This window comes from Paenisporosarcina sp. OV554, assembly GCF_003058165.1.
Taxonomy (GTDB): Bacteria; Bacillota; Bacilli; order Bacillales_A; family Planococcaceae; genus Paenisporosarcina.
The window spans coordinates 1-3,107 of sequence record NZ_QBUC01000059.1 but is presented as its reverse complement, the minus strand read 5'-3'; the positions used below and the strand labels follow the sequence as shown (position 1 = coordinate 3,107).

General features: G+C 37.3%; 3 protein-coding genes. All 3 read left to right on the top strand.

Translation table 11 applies throughout. The features are described 5' to 3' along the window. Nucleotides 1-431 precede the first annotated feature (431 nt). The 3 genes from ybaK (at nt 432) to C8K15_RS19790 (ending at nt 2,804) form a co-directional block, all read left to right on the top strand. Nucleotides 432-926, top strand: a complete 495-nt coding sequence (ybaK, locus tag C8K15_RS19800; protein WP_108588104.1) for a Cys-tRNA(Pro) deacylase — start codon at nt 432-434, stop codon at nt 924-926. A gap of 106 nt (nt 927-1,032) precedes the next feature. Beyond that, nucleotides 1,033-1,650, top strand: coding sequence for a YczE/YyaS/YitT family protein (locus C8K15_RS19795; RefSeq protein WP_108588105.1), 618 nt, complete (start codon nt 1,033-1,035; stop codon nt 1,648-1,650). A gap of 65 nt (nt 1,651-1,715) precedes the next feature. Continuing rightward, nucleotides 1,716-2,804: a hypothetical protein gene (locus tag C8K15_RS19790; protein ID WP_108588103.1), complete on the top strand. Its 1,089-nt coding sequence runs from the start codon at nt 1,716-1,718 to the stop codon at nt 2,802-2,804. Nucleotides 2,805-3,107: the final 303 nt, after the last annotated feature.

Below are 3,107 nucleotides of genomic sequence, written 5' to 3'. Positions count from 1 at the left end.
ACTTTGAAGTCATAAGCAAACTGGATTGTACGATCAGACACAGAGGTCACATTAGGATTTGATTCAATTTGTCTTCTTTGATGTTCATTGAATATTATTTTGCTCATCTGAAAATCTCCCGTCCATAATTGTTATCTTCAAGTATAACGGGGTCTATGAATAGAAAAAACCCCGGATAGGGACACTTTTTTAAAAGTGTCCACTATTCGGGGTTCAGTTCAGTTATTGACTTCCGCCGTTTTTAAAGTATATGATATTATCCATATTTAACCTCTTTATAATATAGGAATCTGACTAGCTCCATGCTCTAACCCGCTTGCCACTTCATGGAGTCAGAAATACGAAATGTTCGCCTATCAAGGTCTACAGTCTGCCTCCACATTTGAGGTTTAAGTAGTTAGGGTCTTTTCTAATGAAATGAGGGAATGTCTATGGCAAAGTCGGCTAAACCAGCTAAAACGAACGTAGTGCGCTTGCTCGATCAACTAAAAGTTAGTTATGATTTGCATGAGTATGAAGTGTCTGACGGGCAAATCGATGGCATTTCTGTTGCGAATAAAATACAACAACCTGTTGAAATAGTGTTTAAAACACTAGTCGCAACTGCGGGACCAGGGAAAGTATTTGTTTTTTTAGTGCCTGTTGCAAAAGAATTGAATTTAAAGTCCGCGGCGAAAGCGGCCGGAGAAAAGAAGATTGAGATGATTGCTGTAAAAGATATACTCGGGTTAACAGGCTATATACGTGGAGGATGTTCTCCACTTGGCATGAAGAAGTTGTTTCCGACATTTATTGACGACTCAGCAAAAGAGCTTAATACGATGATTGTAAGTGCCGGGAAAATTGGCATGCAAATTCATCTAAAGCCAAATGATTTAGTGTCATGTACAAATGGTGTTTTTGATGCGCTAACAAAACAGGACTAAATTTCGATATACGAAAAATATCTGACTGTGATACTATAAACAAAGTATTCAAATCCATTCATGCTTTGCATGAGTGGATTTTTTGTGGAAAGAAGGTGTAATTTTAATGACTAAAAATCTTTACATACGTTGGAGTTTTTTTATTGGTGGAATGATGCTCTTAGCACTTGGAATAGCATTGACGATTAGAGGGAAATTATTAGGGATAGCACCTTGGGATGTATTACATGTAGGATTGTTCCAAAACTTCGGATTAACTATTGGAATGTGGTCAATTGGGAGTGGGTTATTAATTGTGATTGGTACAGCACTGTATTCAAAAAGATGGCCACTTATTGGCACATGGCTAAATATGATTTTAGTAGGTGTTTTTACGGATATGTGGTTATGGCTATTGCCAGTTGTATCACATCCCGTTGTGCAAACCATATGTTTTATTAGTGGAGTAGGGGTAATGGGATTTGGTGTTGGAATGTATATTGCATCAAATATTGGAGCAGGACCTCGGGATTCACTCATGCTCATTCTTATTGAAAAGACGGGATGGACCGTGAAACGAGTGCGTACGTTACTTGAAATAGTGGTCGCGATTATTGGATGGCTTCTTGGAGGACCAGTGGGTATTGGGACAATAATAATTGCTTTAACACTCGGTTATATCGTTCATTTCACCTTGAATATTTCAAGAAATTGGATTGCGAAATTAACGGATGACACTCTTTAAAATTCATGTTTTTACACTCTCTTTCATATAGTAGATTCAGTCTACACATTGAAAGGGATGATTACATGAACGGAACTATAACGCATCAATTTGGCCGAGCTTTTACAGGACAAGGGGAGAAAAATATATATAACGAATTGATTAATGAAGCACGAAAAGTGTACTTCATTAAATCCCCACCTACATTTAAATTATCTGACTTGTTTAGACAAGTTGGTTACCATTATGTGAAAAGGGGCTATGATATTGAATGGTTTTATGATTCTTTGCATGTAGATGTAATTGAAGCTACCTATGTGAAAAGTAACCGTACATTATTTATTCAAGCTTCCCATCCAGTATCATTCGAACCGAAATATTATGGTAGCACCCACCATGTTATTTCTTTTTATGAAGCTTATGATGAACAAAAATTACGCGAGCATGGTGGATTTTTACGAGAGAAAACGTTGCACAGTGAACAGTGGTTAGGCAAAGCTTTACAAACCTTAACAAATGCAAAAAACATTCATGATGAATGGGAAGTACCTTACGTCAGTGGAATGGATTGGACCGGGTTTGATGCACAAGCGGAATCTCTGTTCAATGACACATTCACTACACTAAAATTTAATAAACCCTCCCATAGAACACATCGATTAATGGGGACTTTAACGCCAGAAGGTCCAAAAGATTATTTCGACTCACTCACTAAAAGGTTTAAAAGACGAATATTTATCAAAGGCTATCCTGGTAGTGGAAAATCAACATTGATGAAACGATTTGGTGAACATGCGGAAGGTTTAGGTCTTGATACACAATGGGGTTGGTGTGGACTTGACTGCAACAGTATTGATTATGTATGGTTACCTGAACTACAAACCATTCTTTTTGATAGCACAAGTCCGCATGAATACGAGCCAGATCGCTCGGGAGACGAAATTTTCGATGTGAAAAAATTTCGAGATTTGAATGACGAAGAGGGACTCCTTGTAGAGGGAATAATTACACGTTATAAAGAAGAAATTGTCCACGCAACGGAATATTTACAAGTGTATTGTACCGATGACGAGACGATAAGAGAGACTCTAGATACATGTGTAAATAACTATAAGTGGCAGGAAATCGAGATTGATCTGTTTCAAAAGATAGATAATTCTTCCGTTTTTAAGTAGTGTGACAATGAATCTCTTCACTTACGAAAAAACGAATAAATAGAGAGCGGGCTCAAATGGGACTGACCCCATAGGCTGAGACAAATAAAAACACCTTTACGTTGAAATTTGGGTATATACTACCTAAATCCAACGAGGCCACTGAAAAACTTACGTTTTTAATTTTGTAAGTGTGATTTAACTTTAAAAGGCGTCATTTCGTTCGAAATCGAACGAAATGACGCCTTTTTCTTTGTATTACTTATTCTGATTCCTTCATTAAGGTCATAATTCGTTTGAGGTTTACCGCAAATATAGCCATGG

Excerpts from the sequence above, each read along its gene's own strand:
- ybaK (WP_108588104.1), top strand. The coding sequence starts at position 432 with ATGGCAAAGTCGGCTAAACCAGCTAAAACGAACGTAGTGCGCTTGCTC.
- C8K15_RS19795 (WP_108588105.1), top strand. The coding sequence starts at position 1,033 with ATGACTAAAAATCTTTACATACGTTGGAGTTTTTTTATTGGTGGAATG.
- C8K15_RS19790 (WP_108588103.1), top strand. The coding sequence starts at position 1,716 with ATGAACGGAACTATAACGCATCAATTTGGCCGAGCTTTTACAGGACAA.